Consider the following 15047-nt stretch of genomic DNA (forward strand, 5'->3'; position numbering starts at 1 on the left):
CCCAGGAGCGCCGGGCCCGCGGCCGTCACGGTGTTCCCGGGCCCCCTTCCGGCGTGGTCAGGTCGGGTGCGTCCACGCTGATGACGGTGGACACCACGCGCGGGCCGGGGACCAGGTGCAGGCGCTGGAGTCCGGTGTCCTCCGGGGCCGGCGCGAGGACGTCGGCGCACGGGCACGGGGCCTCGTCCAGGCCCTCGAAGCCCGCGAACCGGTAGGCGATCTCCATCATCCGGTTGCGTTCGGTCGCCCGGAAGTCCGCGACCAGGTGGACCCCGGCCCGGGCGGCGGCGTCGGCCAGCCAGTTCAGCAGGGTCGCGCCGGCGCCGTAGGCGACGACCCGGCAGGAGGTGGCGAGCAGCTTGAGGTGCCACAGGCCCGGGTGCCGCTCCAGCAGCAGGACGCCGACCGCGCCGTGCGGGCCGAACCGGTCGGTGAGGGTGACCACCAGGACCTCGTGCCGGGGGTCGGTGATCAGGCCGCGCAGCACCGCGTCCGGGTAGTGGACCCCGGTCGCGTTCATCTGGCTGGTGCGCAGGGTGAGTTCCTCGACCCGGGACAGCTCCTCGCCGGTGGCCCGGCCGATGCGCATCCGCAGGTCCAGGGAGCGCAGGAACTCCTCGTCGGGGCCGGGGGCGGCCGCCCGCTCGGCCTCGCGGCGGAAGCCCGCCTGGTACATCTGGCGCCGCCGCCGGGAGTCGACGGTGCTGGTCGCGGGGGTGAACTCGGCGAGTTCGGGGAGGTCGAGGACCTGCTCGGCCGGGTAGCAGCGGACGTCGGGCAGGTGGAAGGCCACTTCGGCGCGTTCGGCGGGCCGGTCGTCGACGAAGGCGATGGTCGTGTGCGCGAAGTTCAGCCGGTCGGCGATCCGGCGCACCGACTCGGACTTGGCGCCCCACCCGATCTCCGGCAGGACGAAGTACTCGGCCAGGCCGAACGCCTCCAGCCGGGCCCAGGCGTGCTCGTGGTCGTTGCGGCTGGCGACGGACTGCAGGATGCCGCGGGAGTCGAGCTCGATCACCACCTTGCGCACCTCGTCCGGCAGGTGCACCTCGCCGTCCTCCAGCAGGGTGCCCTGCCAGAGGGTGCCGTCCAGGTCCCAGACCAGGCACTTGACGGTCTCAGCCATGTCGTCCTTCCTCGTCTCGTCGGCCGCGGGACCGCTCACAGTGCCCCCGTGGCGGAGAGGGCGTGCTGCGCCAGCATCAGCCGGCACAGCTCGTTGCTGCCCTCGATGATCTCCATCATCTTGGCGTCCCGGTACGCCCGGGCCACCGTGTGCCCGTCCCGGGAGCCGGCCGAGGCCAGTACCTGGACGGCCGTCGCCGCGGCCTGCGCGGCCTGGGTCGCGCTGACGTGCTTGGCCAGCACGGTCGCCACCACCTGGTCCGGCGACCCTTCGTCCCAGCAGCGGCTGGCGTGCTCGCAGACCCGGGTGGCCACCTGCTCGGCCGTGTAGAGGTCGGCGAGGTGTCCGGCGACGAGCTGGTGCTCCGCGAGCGGTTTGCCGAACTGCTCCCGTCCGGCGGCGTGCGAGGCGGCCGCCGCCAGACAGGCCCGCAGGATGCCCACGCACCCCCAGGCGACGGACATCCGCCCGTAGGCCAGCGCGGTCGTCACCAGCAGGGCGGGCGGCAGTCCGTGACCGCCCAGGACGGCGTCGGCGGGCAGCCGCACCCCGTCGAGGTGCACGTCGGCGTGCCCGGCCGCGCGGCAGCCGAGCGGGTCGGCGATCCGCTCGATCCGGACGCCGGGCGCGTCGGCGGGCACCACGACGGCCACCGCGCCGTCCTCGTAGCGGCCGACGATGACCAGCAGGTCGGCGTAGTGGGCGGCGGTCACCCATTTCTTGTGTCCGTCGACGACGACCGTGTCGCCGTCGCGGCGGACGGTCGTCGTCATCGCCGAGAGGTCGCTGCCGGCGCCGGGCTCGCTGAAGCCGACCGCCGCCAGCTCGCCGCCGGTCAGCCGGGGGAGGTGAACGGCCGACTGCTCGGCGGTGCCCAGGCGCTGGATGGTCCACGCCGCCATGCCCTGGGAGGTCATCACGCTGCGCAGCGAGCTGCACAGGCCGCCCACGTGGGCGGTGTACGCGCCGCTGTGCGTGCTGCTGAGCCCCCAGCCGCCGTACTGCGACGGGACTTCGGCGCACAGCCGGCCCTCGGCGCCCAGCTCGCGGAGCAGGGCCCGCGGGATGAGGCCGGTCCGGTCCCACTCCCCCGCCAGGTCGCCGACCCGCAGGGTGACGGCGGTCATGGCGCCGCTCAGATCCTCACCCATGCTGGCCCCCCACGGCGGGCTCCTGGAGCCGGGCCACCAGCTCGGCCATCCGCCGCACGGTGCGGAAGTTGTCCAGCCGCAGGTCCGCGCCGCGGACGGCTATGGCGTAGGTCTTCTCCAGGTGCACCACCACCTGCATGGCGAAGAGGGACGACAGCCCGCCGGCGTCGAACAGGTCGGTGTCGGCGTCCCAGGCGGTTCCGGTGCGTCCTTCCAGGAACTCCAGCAGTTCCTTCTCCAGGGCGTGGGTGTCGGGCGTGTTCGTCGTGCTCATGGCCGTCTCCTTTTCGGGGTGATCCGGGGTGACCGGGGTGATCGGGGTGATCCGATGTGGTCGGATGATCAGGTGTAGTCGTAGAAGCCGCGCCCGGACTTGCGGCCCAGCCGGCCCTCGCGGACCAGCCGGAGCAGCAGTTCGGTGGGGCGGCAGCCGTCGTCGCCGGTGCGTTCGTGGAGCACGGTGAGGGAGTCGACGAGGTTGTCGATGCCGATCAGGTCCGCGGTGCGCAGCGGGCCGGTGGGGTGTCCGAGGCAGCCCTGCATCAGGGCGTCGACGTCCTCGGCGGTCGCCGTGCCCTCCTGCACGACCCGGGCCGCGTCGTTGATCATCGGGTGCAGGATGCGGCTGGTCACGAAGCCGGGCGCGTCCCGGACGACCACCGCCTTCCGCCGCAGTGCCGTGAGCAGGGCCGCCACGGCGGCCATCGCGAAGTCCCCGGTCCTGGCGCCGCGGACCACTTCGGCGGTTCCGATCAGGTAGGGCGGGTTCATGAAGTGGGTGCCGACCAGTTCCTCCGGCCGTTCCAGGGCCCCGGCCAGTTCGTCGACGGGGATGGAGGAGGTGTTGGTGATCAGCAGGGTGCCGGGCCGGACCAGTCCGGAGACCTCGGACAGGACGGCGGCCTTGATCGCGGCGTTCTCGGTGACCGCCTCGATGACGGCGGTGGCTCCGGCGGCGGCCTTGAGCGAGGTGCCGGTGGCCAGGGTGCCGAGGGGCGTCCCGGCGGGCAGTGCGCCCATCAGCTCGGCCAGCCGGAGTTCGCCGCCGATCAGGTCCGCGGCCCGGTCGAGCCGTTCCCGGTCGACGTCGACCAGGTGGACCGGCAGGCCGTGCCCGAGAGCGAGGACGGTGATTCCGACGCCCATCACCCCGGCTCCCAGCACCGTGAGGGCGTGCCGCGGGGGGGAATCGTCATAGGGGGCGGTGGTCAACGGGTTCTCCTTCGTTCTCACTGGCCGTCGGGGGTACGGAAGGTGTCGGGGGTGCGCAGGGTCGCGTCGAGCCAGTCGGCGACGGCGTCGCCGGTGGTCGCGACGTGCTGCTCCATGAGCGAGAAGTGGTCTCCGGGAACGTCGACGACGGCGTCGGCGCCCTCCCAGGACGCGCGCCACTCACCGGCGTCGGCGGACGGGCTGCCGAGCGGGGTGGAGGCGCGGACCAGCAGCAGCGGGGCGCGGACCGCCGGGGGCTTCCAGTCGTCGAGAAGCCGGAAGTAGCCGCCCATCGCGGTCAGCCGGGTCCCGTCCATCGGGGCCGCCCGCTCCTCGCGGGCGAACATGCCGCCCAGCAGGACGTCGTTGAACTGGGTGATGCCCCGGTTGTCGGAGAGGTAGGTGTCCAGCAGCACCACGGCCGCCGGGCCCGCGCCGCGCCGCTCCAGCTCGGTGGCCACTCCGTGGGCGAGCGTGCCGCCGGAGGAGGAGCCGGCCAGGACGAGCGTTCGTCCGGGCAGTTCCCGGAGCAGGGTCGTCGCCTGGAAGTCCAGCAGGGCCGACATGTCGGCGGGCAGTTCCTCCTCGGGGGTGAACCCGGGGGCGTCCAGGGCGGCGACGGCGTAGCGGTCCCGGAAGCGGGAGGCGAAGCGGGCGTACTGGTGGGCGCCGCCGAGGGCGACGATGGAGCCGAAGCAGACGAGTACGGGGGCGTCGGCGCGCTCGTTCAGGTGCAGCAGCCGCGGGCCGGCGCCGGCGGCGGCGAGGTCGCTGCCGCTGTGGAAGGCCGGGCGCAGGGCGGAGGCGTTCTTGAGCAGCGCGATGCCCTCGTCGACCCGGCCGAGTGCGCAGGCCCGGCGGAACAGCACGCTCGCCGGGTCGGTGTCGGTGTCGGTGTCAGCGGCGTCGGCCACGGGTGCCGCTTCGGGCCGGGGGGTGTCTTCCGTCCGGGCCTCGGCGGCGAGGCGTGCCGCGAGCGCGGCGGGGGTGCCGCTGTCGAAGACGGCGGAGGGCCGCAACCGCACTCCGGTGGCGGCGGCCAGCCGGTTGCGGAGTTCGACCGCGGTCAGCGAGTCGAAGCCGACGGAGAGGAAGGGCGCTGTCGCGGACAGTGCCCCCGAGTCGGTGTGGCCGAGGACTTCGGCGGCCTCGGTGAGGACGAGTTCGCGCAGGATCAGCTCGCGTTCCCGCGCGTCGGCGGCGGTGTCGAGCCGGTGCCGCAGCGCCGCGGTGGCGCTCGGCGCCGCCTTCGCCCCGGTCGTCGCGGCCGGGCCGCGCCGGACCAGGGAGCGCAGCATCGGGTGGACCGGGCCGTCGTCGCGCACGGTGAGGTCGAGGTGGGCCAGGACGACGGGGCTCCCGTCTCCCGGCGGGGCGGCGTCCGCGGCGCACACGGTGTCCAGCAGGGCCATGGCCTCCTCGTCGGAGAGGCCGCGGGCGCCGCGCCGGTCGATCCGCCGCCGGTCGGGGCCGGCGAGTGCCGCCGTCATCCCGCTCACCCGCTCCCAGGGCCCCCAGGCCAGGGACAGGCCGGGGAGCCCGAGCCGTCGGCGTTCCGCGACGAGGGCGTCGAGTGCGGCGTTGGCGGCCGAGTAGGACGCCTGGCCGGGGCTGCCCAGCACGCCGGCGGCGGAGGAGAAGACGACGAACGCGGCGAGGTCCGCTCCGCGCGTCAGCCGGTCGAGGTGGCGGGCGGCATCGAACTTGGGCCGCAGGACGGCGGCCATCCGCTCCGCCGTCAGCCCGTCCAGCAGGCCGTCGTCGAGCACTCCGGCGGTGTGCACGACGGCGCACAGCGGACGGCTCTCGGGGATGGCGGCCAGGGCGGCGGCCAGGGCCCGGCGGTCGGACACGTCGCAGGCGAGGGCGGTCACCTCGGCTCCGGCCCCGGCCAGCTCCGCCGCCAGCTCCGGCAGGCCGGGGGCGTCGGCGCCGCGGCGGCTCAGCACGAGGAGGTGGCGTACCCCGTGCGCGGCGACCAGGTGCCGCGCCAGGACGGCCGCGAGGGCGCCACCGCCGCTCAGCAGCACCGTCCCCTCGGAGGGCCCGAACGCGCCGGCCGACCGGATCGCGGACGCGGGGGCGGGGGCGGGGGCGGGGGCCGTGGGCCGTACCAGTCGCGGGGCGTACAGGACGCCGCCGCGCAGCGCCGCCTGCGGTTCGCCGGTGGCGAGGAGGTCGGCGAGCGCGTCGCCGAGACCGTCCTGGTCCGGCCCTTCGGTGTCCAGCAGCACGAACCGGTCGGGGTGTTCGAGCTGAGCGGCCCTGAGCATGCCCCAGACGGCCGCCGCGCCGGGGTCCGCCGGCCGCGCGCCGAGCGAGCCGGTCGCTCCCCGGGTGAGCACCACCAGGGGCGTCCGGGCGGTGCTGTCGTCGGCCAGGTGGGCCTGGAGGCGGTCCAGCACCCCGGCCGCGACCGCGTGCACCGCTGCGGGGTCCGCGTCCGAGGCGGGGGCGCCGACGGACGGCGGGCAGGTCAGCAGCACCGCGTCGGCTGTCGCGGACCGGGGTTCGACGGGGAAGGCGTCCGGCAGCAGCCGCTCGTCCCGCGGGCCGAGGAGGCCCCAGCGGGTGACCGGGCGCGGACCGGGCCCGGCGGTGACGGGCGTCCAGCCGACGTGGAAGACGGAGCCGGAGGACGCCCGCAGCGCGGCGGTGGACGCCGTCCGCAGGGTGAGCGAGCCGACCGTCGCCACGGTGCGCCCCGAGGGATCGGTGATCCGCGCGGTGACGGCGTCGGGGCCGTCGGGGCGCAGCCGGACGCGCAGGACCGGCGCGTCGGAGGCTTCGATCGCGACGCGCTGCCAGGAGAACGGCAGGGGGACGCCGTCGGCGGGCTCCGCGGTCGCGGCGCCTTCGCGCAGACCGGTCGTTTGGAGGGCCGCGTCCAGGAGCGCCGGGTGCACGCCGAAGCCGTCCGCCCCGGTGCCGGGGAGGCCGTCGGGCCGGGCCACTTCGGCGTGGATCGCGTCCGCGGTGCGCCAGGCGGCGCGCAGGCCCCGGAACGCCGGGCCGTAGGCGACGCCACGGGCCTCGAGCAGCCCGTACAGCTCCTCCACGTCCAGCGGGACGGCGCCGGGCGGGGGCCACGCGCCGGCCGGTCCGGCCATGTCGTCCGGATCGGCCGAGGAGTCCCGGGGACCGACCGTGCCGGTCGCGTGCCGGGTCCAGGGCCGGTCGGCGGCGCCGGGGGCGGCCTCGGGACGGGAGTGGAACTCCACCGGGCGCCGGCCCGTGCCGTCTTCGGCACCCACTCGTACGCGCAGCTGTACGGCGTGGTCTTCGGGCAGCAGCAGCGGGGCGGCGAGGGTCAGTTCCTCCACGAGGGCGCAGCCGTGGTGGCGGCCCGCGTACGCGGCCAGCTCCACGAGGGCCGCGCCGGGCAGGATGACGGCTCCGGCCACGGCGTGGTCGACGAGCCAGGGGTGGGTGGCCGGAGAGAGCCGGCCGGTGAAGAGGGTGCCCGCGTCGTCGGGCAGTTCGATCGCGGCGCCGAGCAGCGGGTGGTCCGCGGCGGATTGGCCGGTGGCCGCCTGGTCCCGGTCGGCCGGCAGGGCGTCGAGCCAGTAACGGCGGCGCTGGAAGGCGTAGGTGGGCAGGTCCACCCGCTGGGCGCCGGTTCCCGCGAACAGCCGTTCCCAGTCGACGCGCAGGCCCCGGACGTGTGCCCCGGCGAGGGCGAGCTGGAGCCGGCGGAGCCCTCCGGCTCCGCGCCGCAGGGTGTCGAGCACCACCGTCTCCGGGGCGCCCTCGTCGGCGGCCGTGTCCTCGATCCCGTACATCAGGGCCGGCTGGGGGCTGGACTCGATGAAGACGCGGTGGCCGGCCGCGAGGAGCGCGCGGGTGGCCTGCTCGAACTCGACGGTCTGCCGGAGGTTGCGGTACCAGTACTCGGCGTCCAGGGCCTTGGTGTCCAGCAGGCCGCCGGTCACGCTGGAGTAGTACGGCACCGCGCCGGACAGCGGCACGATGCCGTCCAGGTCGGCGAGCAGGCGCTCGCGGATCTCCTCCACGTGTGCGGAGTGCGACGCGTAGTCGGCTTCGATCCGAGTCGCCCACACCCCTTCTTCCAGGAGCTCCTCCACCAGCGCCGTGACCGCGTCCGCGTCGCCCGACACCGCTGTCGACGACGGGCCGTTGACCGCGGCCACCGAAAGCCGGCCCGCGACCCGCTCGCGCACCACGTCCACCGGCAGGGGCACCGAGGCCATACCGCCCCGGCCCGCCAGCGTCCCCACCGCGCGGGAACGCAGCGCGACCACCCGCGCCCCGTCCTCCAGACTCAGACCACCCGCCACCACGGCGGCCGCGATCTCGCCCTGCGAGTGGCCGACCACGGCGTCCGGAACGACGCCGAACGCGCGCCACACCTCCGCGAGCGACACCATCACCGCCCACAGCACCGGCTGCACCACATCCACCCGCGCCAGCAGCGCCTCCGAACCCAGCGCCTCCGCCAACGACCAGTCCACGTAAGGCGCCAGAGCCCGCTCGCACTCGGCCATCCGCCCGGCGAACACCTCCGACTCACCCAGCAGCTCGACCGCCATGCCCACCCACTGCGAACCCTGGCCCGGGAACACCAGCGCCGAACGGCCGGGGAGCGGCCCGCCGCCGACCGGCACGGCCGCCGAGCCCTTGCCCCGCGACAGGGCGGCGAGACCGGCCAGCAGCTCGTCCCGGTCCGCCCCCACCACCACCGCACGCTCCGCGAACCGCGAACGGCCCGCCAGCAGCGAACGGCCCACGTCCAGCACGCTCAGGCCCGGTTCCGCCGTCACCCGTTCGTGCAGCGCCGCCGCCTGGGCGCGCAGCGCCTCCGGGGTGCGCGCCGACAGGATCCAGGGGACCGCGGCGGGCTGGTCAACCGGCGTGTCGGTGGAAGCCGTCGGGTCGGCCGGGGCCTGCTCGAGGATGACGTGCGCGTTGGTCCCGCTGGCGCCGAAGGAGGACACCCCGGCCCGGCGCGGCCGTCCCGTCTCCGGCCAGGGGGTGGCCTCGGTGAGCAGGGAGACGGCTCCCTCGGTCCAGTCGATGCGGGGCGAGGGGCGGTCGACGTGCAGGGTGCGCGGCATCACGCCGTGCCGGATCGCGAGCACCGACTTGATCACCCCGCCGACGCCCGCGGCGGCCTGGGTGTGGGACAGGTTGGACTTCAGCGATCCCAGCCGCAGCGGCCGGCCGGCGGGCCGGTCCTGCCCGTAGGTGGCCATCAGCGCCTGGGCCTCGATGGGGTCGCCGAGGACGGTGCCGGTGCCGTGTGCCTCCACCATGTCCACCTCGGACGGGGCGAGTCCGGCGTGGGCGAGCGCCCCGTTGATGACGCGCTGCTGCGCGGGCCCGTTCGGGGCTGTCAGCCCGTTGCTGGCGCCGTCCTGGTTGACGGCCGAGCCGCGGATGACGGCCAGCACCGGGTGCCCGTTGCGGCGGGCGTCCGAGAGCCGTTCCAGCAGGAGCAGGCCCAGGCCCTCCCCGAACCCGGCGCCGTCCGCCGCGGAGGAGAAGGACTTGCTGCGCCCGTCGGGTGCCAGGCCGCGCTGGCGGCTGAATCCGACGTACAGGCCGGGGGTGGACATCACGGTCACCCCGCCGGCCAGGGCGAGGGTGGTGTCGCCGGAGCGCAGTCCCTGGCAGGCGAGGTGCACGGCGACCAGGGAGGACGAGCAGGCGGTGTCCAGGGTGACCGCCGGGCCTTCCAGGCCCAGCGTGTAGGCGATCCGGCCCGAGGCGACGCTGGGGATGGTGCCGGTGCCGAGGAAGCCCTCCACTTCGTCGGGCACCCGGCCGAGGCGTGACCCGTACTCGCTGTAGATCACTCCGGTGTAGACGCCGGTGCGGCTGCCGCGCAGGGCCGCCGGGTCGATGCCCGCGCGCTCGATCGCCTCCCAGGACGCTTCCAGCAGCAGCCGCTGCTGCGGGTCCATGGCGAGGGCCTCGCGCGGGGAGATGCCGAAGAAGCCGGCGTCGAAGCCGGTCGCGTCGTGCAGGAAGCCGCCTTCGCGGACGTAGAAGGTGCCCGGGGCGTCGGGGTCGGCGTCGAAGCCGCCCTCGACGTCCCAGCCCCGGTCGGCGGGGAACGGCGAGACCGCGTCGCGCTCCTTGACCAGCAGGTCCCACAGGTCTTCCGGGGTGCGCACGCCACCGGGGTAGCGGCAGCTCATCGCCACGATGGCGATGGGCTCGGCGGAGTCGTCGCGGAGCCGCCGGTTCTCCTGCCGCAGGCGCTGGTTGTCCAGCAGCGAGGCGCGCAGGGCGGCGACCACCTGGTCCGTGTCGGTGGGCATGGGGTTGGGCTTCTCCTTCTGCGGCTGTCGGTCAGTCACGTTCGCCGCCCAGGGCCATCCGGACGAGGTCGTCGACGGCCATGCCACTGATGTCGTCGGCGGCGGGAGCCGGCGTCTCCGGTGCGTCCGGTCGGTCGGCGAGGTCCAGCAGCGCGTCGAGCAGGCCCGCCCGGCGCAGGGCGGCGGGTGGGATCGCGGCGAGCAGGGAGCTGATCTCGTGGTCCGCGCGGTCCGGCGTCCTGGTGCTCTTCCCGGTGGCGGGGCCGCCCGGGCCGTCGGGGACCAGGCGCCCGGCGAGATAGGCGGCGACGGCGGCCGGGGTGGGGTGGTCGAAGACCAGGGTCGCGGGCAGCCGGCGGCCGGTGGCGGCGCCGAGCCGGTTGCGGAGTTCGACGGAGGTGAGCGAGTCGAAGCCGAGGTCCTTGAACGCCTGGTCCGGCTCGACGGCCCCCGCTCCGCCGTGGCCGAGGACGTCGGCGGCCCGGCTCCGCACCAGGTCGAGCAGGGTGGCGAGGCGCTCCTCCGGGGTGAGGTCGGTCAGCCGGCGGCGCAGCGAGTCCGCTTCGGCGGCGTCCGCCCCGGAGGCGGGGCGGCGTGCGGCCCCGGGGACCAGCGCGGAGAGCAGGGCCGGGACGGGCCCGGTCCGGGCCGCCGTCCGGAGCCGGCCGAGATCGATCTTGACCGGGACGAGCAGCGGTTCGTCCAGGGCGAGCGCCGCGTCGAACAGGGCCAGGCCCTCTTCGCTGCCGATGGCCGCGGTGCCGCCCCGGGACATCCGCCGCAGGTCGGTGGCGCTGAGCGTGCCGGTCATGGTGCTGCGCTGCGCCCACAGGCCCCAGGCGAGCGACTGGGCGGGCAGGTGCAGGGCACGCCGGTGCTGGGCGAGCGCGTCGAGGAAGGCGTTGGCGGCCGCGTAGTTGCCCTGCCCTGCGTTGCCGACCGTGGCGGACGCGGAGGAGAAGAGGACGAAGGCCGACAGCGGCAGCTCACGGGTGAGGGCGTGCAGGTTGAGGGCCGCGTCGACCTTGGGCCGCAGGACGTGGCGCATCCGGTCGGGGGTCAGCGACTCGACCGTCCCGTCGTCCAGGACGCCGGCCGCGTGGACGACCGCACTCAGCGGACGGTCGGCGGGGATGCCGGCGAGCAGGGCGGCGAGCGCGTCCCGGTCGGCGACGTCACAGGCCTCCACGTCCACCCGGGCGCCGTGTCCGCGCAGTTCGGCGGCGAGGTCGGCCAGGCCCGGGGCGTCCGCGCCGCGCCTGCCGACGAGCAGCAGATTCCGTACGCCGTGCGCGGTCACGAGGTGCTGGGCCACCAGGCCGCCGAGCGCGCCGCCGGCCCCGGTGACGAGGACGGTTCCGCCGGCCGCGCCGATACCGGACGGTGCGTCCGGGCCCGGGTCCGTGGCGACGGCGGCCCTGGTGAGGCGGGCGGCGAGGAGCCGTCCGGCGCGGATCGCCAGCTGGGGTTCCGTTCCGGCCAGTGCCTGGGGCAGCAGGTCGGTCACGGCGGCCGGGTCGTCGGTGTCGATCAGCAGGAAGCGGTCCGGGTGCTCGGACTGGGCGGAGCGGACGAGGCCGCGGACCGCGGCGCCGGTGAGGTCGGTGACCTCCTCACCGGCCTCCGTGGAGACCGCGCCCCGGGTGACGAGCACCAGGCGCGAGTCGGCGAAGCGGTCGTCGGCCAGCCAGTCCTGGACGAGCCGCAGGGCGTCGTCCAGCGCGGTGTGCACGGAGGCGGCGTCGGGCGGGGACTGCAGGCGCGGGGCGTGGTCGCACCAGGCCAGGACTGCGGCGGGCGACGGCGCTCCCCCGTCCAGTGCGGCACCGAGCGCGGCCAGGTCCGGATGGCTGTCCGGGAAGAGTTCCCGGCCACCGAGGACGGCCCAGCCTCCGAGGAGGTCGGCGGCTGCGGTGGCGGGCGCCGCCGACCACTGCAGCCGGTAGAGGGACTCCGGGCCGCCGCCGGGGCGGAGGGCGTCCAGGTCGATCGGGCGGACGGCGAGCGCCTCGACCGACACGACCGGGAGGCCGTGCGGGTCGGTCGCCTCGATCGACACCGATCCGTCCGGCCGGAAGCCGAGCCGCACCCTGAGCGCGGTGGCTCCGGAGGCGTGCAGCCTGACCCCGTTCCAGGAGAACGGCAGTCCGGCGGAGGGCCGGTCCGGACCCGGCCCGGTCTCCGGCTGGGCGCTCAGGAACAGCCCCTGGAGGGCGGCGTCCAGGAGCGCGGGGTGCACGCCGAACGCGGAGGCGGACCGGTTCCGGTCCTCGGGCAGACGCACCTCGGTGAAGATCTCGTCGCCCCGGCGCCAGGCGGTGGTGAGCCCGCGGAAGGCGGGTCCGTAGCCGTAACCGGAGGCGTCGAACCGCTCGTACAGGTCGTCGACGGGGATCGGGACGGCACCGGGCGGCGGCCAGACACCGGCGTCGGCCGGTACGGGTGCGGGCGACGGTTCGCGGGTAGTGGCGTCGGCGGTGAGCCGGCCGGTCGCGTGCGCGGTCCAGTGCGGGGTGGCCGCGTCCTCCCGGCAGGAGAACAGGTCCAGCGAACGGCCGCCGTCCGCGTCTGCGGCGCCGACCCGTACTTGCACGCGGACGGCGGTGTCGGCGGATATCAACAGCGGCTGCTGGAGCGTCAGTTCCTCCACCGCGTGGCATCCGGCCTCGTCCGCGGCACGTACGGCAAGCTCCGCGAAGGCCGCGCCGGGCAGCAGGACCGCACCGGCCACGGCGTGGTCGGCGAGCCAGGGGTGGGTGCGCAGCGAGATCCGGCCGCTGAGCAGCAGTTCACCCGTGTCGGCCAGCTCGATGGCCGCCCCGAGAATGGGGTGGTCGGCCGGGTCGAGCCCCGCCGAGCCCACATCGGCCGCCGTGGCGGGCGCCGGCTCGGGCCAGTATCGGGTGCGCTGGAAGGCGTACGTCGGCAGTTCGACGCGCCGCGCCCCCGGGAACGCCCCCGACCAGTCCACCCCCAACCCGCGCTCCCAGCCGCGGCCCACCGCGCGCAGCACCTGCGCCGGGCCGCCCTCCCCGCGACGCAAGGTCCCCAGCACCACGGCATCCGCACCCGCCGCCTCCACCGACTCCCCCACCGCCACGCCCAGCACCGCGTGCGGGCTCGACTCGACGAAGAACCGGAAACCCTCCCCCAGCAGCACCTCGGTGGCCTTCCCGAACTCGACGGTCTCCCGGAGGTTGCGGTACCAGTACTCGGTGTCCAGGGACTTCGTGTCCAGCCAGCCACCCGTCACCGTCGAGAAGAACGGCACCCCACCCGAAACCGGCACGATCCCGTCCAGGTCGGCCAGCAGCTGCTCGCGGACCTCCTCCACATGCGCGGAGTGCGACGCGTAATCGACCTCGATCAGCCGCGCCCGCACCCCCTCCCCCACCAGGGTCTCGACCAGTTCCGCGACCGCGTCCGCGTCACCCGACACCACCGTCGACGACGGACCGTTGACCGCCGCCACCGACAACCGGCCCATCCGTTCGCGCACCACGTCCGCCGGCAGCGGCACCGACGCCATACCGCCACGCCCCGCCAGCGCGCGGATCGCCAGGGAACGCAACGCGACCACCCGCGCCCCGTCCTCCAGACTCAGACCACCCGCCACCACGGCGGCCGCGATCTCGCCCTGCGAGTGGCCCACCACCGCGTCCGGAACCACGCCGAACGAACGCCACACCTCCGCCAGCGACACCATCACCGCCCACAGCACCGGCTGCACCACATCCACCCGCGCCAGCAGGGACTCCGAACCCAGCGCCTCCGCCAACGACCAATCCACGTACGGCGCCAGCGCCCGCTCGCACTCCGCCATCCGCCCGGCGAACACCTCCGACTCGCCCAGCAGCTCCACCGCCATCCCGACCCACTGCGAACCCTGACCCGGGAACACCAGCGCCACCCGACCGTCGACCGGGCGACCGCCGTCCCACGCTCCCGAGTCGTCGTCGGCCATCCGGCCCAGCAGGGTGTGGAGCTGGTCCCGGTCCCCGACCAGTGCCTTCCGGTACTCGAAGGCGGTGCGCCCGTACAGAGCGAAGCCGATGTCGCGCGGGTCGGAGCCGGGGCTGCCGTCCAGGTGGCGGCGCAGCCGGTCGGCCTGGGCGCGCAGTGCCTGTGGGCTCTTCGCCGACAGCAGCCAGGGCACCGCCGAGGCGGGGGTGCGCTCGGCCGGCGGGCCGTCGTCGTCCAGCGGGGCGTGCTCGAGGATGGTGTGGACGTTGGTGCCGCTCAGGCCGAAGGAGGACACTCCGGCCCGGAAGGGGCGGCCGTGGAGGGGCCAGGGCTGCTGCTCGGTCGCGAGGGCCAGCGCTCCGCGCGTCCAGTCGACGTGGCCGGATGGCCTGCCGACGTGCAGGGTGCGGGGCACCTGCCCGTGCTGCATGGACAGCACCGTCTTGATGACTCCCGACACACCCGATGCCGCCTGGGCGTGGCCGAGGTTGGACTTGAGGGAGCCGACCAGCAGGGGCCGGTCGGCGGGCCGGTCCTGGCCGTAGGTGGCCAGCAGGGCCTGGGCTTCGATGGGGTCGCCGAGGGTGGTGCCGGTGCCGTGCGCCTCCACCACGTCCACGTCGGACGCGGTCAGCCCGGCGTCCGCCAGCGCCGCCCGGATCACCCGCTGCTGCGAGGGGCCGTTGGGGGCGGAGAGTCCGTTGCTGGCACCGTCCTGGTTGATGGCGGAGCCGCGTACCACCGCCAGTACCGGGTGTCCGTTGCGGCGGGCGTCCGACAGCCGCTCCAGCAGCAGGACGCCGACCCCTTCGCCCATGCCCATGCCGTCCGCGTCGTCCGAGAAGGCCTTGCAGCGGCCGTCCTCGGCGAGTCCCCGCTGACGGGAGAAGCTGATCAGGGCACCGGGGGTGGCCATCACGGCGACGCCGCCGACCAGGGCGAGCGAGCAGTCGCCGCCGCGCAGCGCGCGGCCGGCGTAGTGCATGGCGACCAGGGAGGAGGAGCAGGCCGTGTCGACGGTCACCGCGGGGCCTTCGAGGCCCAGGGTGTAGGCGACCCGGCCGGAGACCACGCTGGGCGCGCTGCCGGTGAGCAGATGGCCGTCTCCTTCCTCGGACTGGGCGACGACGGCCGCGTAGTCGGCGTAGTTGACGCCGGTGAACACTCCGGTGCGGCTGCCGCGCAGGGTGGCCGGGTCGATGGCGGCGCGTTCGATCGCCTCCCAGGTGGTCTCCAGCAGCAGCCGCTGCTGCGGGTCCATGGCGAGGGCCTCGCGCGGCGAGATGCCGAAGAACTCGGCGTCGAAGTCGG

Annotated in this window: 6 protein-coding genes; all 6 read right to left on the bottom strand. The window is 75.3% G+C overall.

The annotated features are described in order from the left end of the window. Nucleotides 1–25: 25 nt before the first annotated feature. On the bottom strand, nt 26–1126 hold the full coding sequence (locus tag ACGFWJ_RS34985; protein WP_387641615.1) for an HAD-IIIC family phosphatase: 1101 nt from the start codon (nt 1124–1126) through the stop codon (nt 26–28). A gap of 35 nt (nt 1127–1161) precedes the next feature. Further along, on the bottom strand, nt 1162–2277 hold the full coding sequence (locus ACGFWJ_RS34990) for an acyl-CoA dehydrogenase family protein (RefSeq protein ID WP_392956703.1): 1116 nt from the start codon (nt 2275–2277) through the stop codon (nt 1162–1164). Beyond that, complete coding sequence (locus tag ACGFWJ_RS34995) at nt 2270–2551, bottom strand: acyl carrier protein (RefSeq protein WP_392956705.1); 282 nt, start codon at nt 2549–2551, stop codon at nt 2270–2272. Before ACGFWJ_RS34995 ends, ACGFWJ_RS34990 begins: the two co-directional genes overlap by 8 nt. Nucleotides 2552–2619: 68 nt before the next feature. Further along, the gene (locus tag ACGFWJ_RS35000; protein ID WP_392956707.1) at nt 2620–3489 is read right to left on the bottom strand and encodes a 3-hydroxyacyl-CoA dehydrogenase family protein; all 870 of its coding nucleotides are present in this window, start codon (nt 3487–3489) and stop codon (nt 2620–2622) included. A gap of 17 nt (nt 3490–3506) precedes the next feature. Beyond that, the gene (locus ACGFWJ_RS35005) at nt 3507–9773 is read right to left on the bottom strand and encodes a type I polyketide synthase (protein ID WP_392956709.1); all 6267 of its coding nucleotides are present in this window, start codon (nt 9771–9773) and stop codon (nt 3507–3509) included. Between the two features lie 31 nt (nt 9774–9804). Further along, nucleotides 9805–15047: type I polyketide synthase (locus ACGFWJ_RS35010; RefSeq protein WP_392956711.1), on the bottom strand; the 5243-nt coding region annotated here is incomplete at its 5' end.

Origin of the sequence: Kitasatospora sp. NPDC048407 (assembly GCF_043200475.1) — a bacterium.
Taxonomy (GTDB): domain Bacteria; phylum Actinomycetota; class Actinomycetes; order Streptomycetales; family Streptomycetaceae; genus Kitasatospora.